Origin of the sequence: Streptomyces sp. NPDC094034 (assembly GCF_040303865.1) — a bacterium.
Classification (GTDB): Bacteria; Actinomycetota; Actinomycetes; order Streptomycetales; family Streptomycetaceae; genus Streptomyces.
The window spans coordinates 1-1,301 of the sequence record NZ_JBEOUD010000125.1 but is presented as its reverse complement, the minus strand read 5'-3'; the positions used below and the strand labels follow the sequence as shown (position 1 = coordinate 1,301).

The 1,301-nt window shown below is 66.7% G+C and carries 2 protein-coding genes; one reads left to right on the top strand and one right to left on the bottom strand.

Annotated elements, in window-relative coordinates; translation table 11 throughout:
• Nucleotides 1-257: GDP-mannose 4,6-dehydratase (locus ABTZ59_RS37135; protein ID WP_351425984.1), on the bottom strand; the 257-nt coding region annotated here is incomplete at its 3' end.
• Nucleotides 258-458: 201 nt separating this feature from the next.
• Between ABTZ59_RS37135 and ABTZ59_RS37130 the strand changes: the two genes are divergently transcribed.
• Nucleotides 459-1,301, top strand: an 843-nt coding sequence (locus ABTZ59_RS37130; RefSeq protein ID WP_503003870.1) for an NsdA family TPR-like regulatory protein, incomplete at its 3' end; no start/stop codon positions are given.

Sequence of the window (1,301 nt, the reverse complement as noted above, 5' to 3'; positions counted from 1 at the left end):
TGGGACTCGGCCGCGAAATGCACCACTGCTGTGGGACCGGACGCCATCAGGCTGTCGACAACAGCTGCGTCACGGATGTCGCCGTGGACGAACCGTAGTTTGTCCGACAGAAATGCCATGCCCAGGTTCTCGATGTGACCGGCGTAGGTGAGGGCGTCAAGGACGGTCACACGGGCGACATCCTCAGTCCGGATGATCCGCTTGACGAAGTGCGAGCCGATGAAGCCCGCACCTCCAGTGACGAGTACGTGTTTCATGCACGCCTCCCGGAAGAATGGCGGCCCGGCACATCGCGCAGAAGGCCGGTGTCGGCAGGCCGACGAGAGATGCCCGGAACCTCCCCGAGCTGCCTCCACCGTGGGCCGCACACCCCGTTGGAGTCTGTATCCCCGATGTGGGCCCGCTCTGCGAAGCGGGTCGCTACGGTGCCGTACAGACACGAGAGTTGAGGGGTGTGCATGACGACGGAAGCGGTATGCCATCCCCTGACCTACGTGCGCCTGCAACGCGGGTGGAGCATGGAAAAGCTTGCCTATCACCTGAACCTGGCCGCGCAACGCCGCAGTCTTCGCATCGCTGCCGACCGCGGTCGCATCTACCGGTGGGAGCACAGGCGGGTAGGCGCCCCAAGCGACCTCTATCAAGAGCTGCTGGCCGACGTCCTGGGCATCGATTCCGCACGGTGGCGGACCATGGCATGGCCATGGTGGCTCCCCGCCTACGATCGCCCATTCCCCTTCAGCCCAGTCGGCGTCCGCGCCGCCCACACGGAGTTATTGGTGGATCTCGACCAGCCTGACCGCCGTACCTTCCTCGTTCTCGCCGCCGGATCCTTAGTCGGAATGGCAACCGAATGGGCCCGCGTCGAACCCGAACGCCTCGTTGGGGCTCTGGCCGGGCGCCGTGTCGACGGAAGCTTGCTCACCTGGCTGGAGAGCAGCGTCGAACGTCTCCCCGGCCTGGCGAACACATCCCCTCAGGAGTGTGCTGACCTCCTCGGCGCGGCCATGCGTGTCACTATCAACCTGCTCGACTCAGCCCGCTACGACGAACCCACCGGCCGCCGGCTGCGTACCGTTCTGGCTCAGGCAGCCCAGAGCGCCGCCTGGCTCCACTTCGACCAAGGCCGCCACGCCTCGGCGCAACGACACTGGCGCACCGCCCTGCACTCAGCCCACAGCGCCGACGACCGCGACCTCGGAGCCGGAGTCCTCTCCGACCTCGCCTACTCCGCCACCTGGCTCGGCCATCCCAGTGAGGCGGTCGAGATCCTCGCCCATGCCCGCACCCGGACCCGCCAC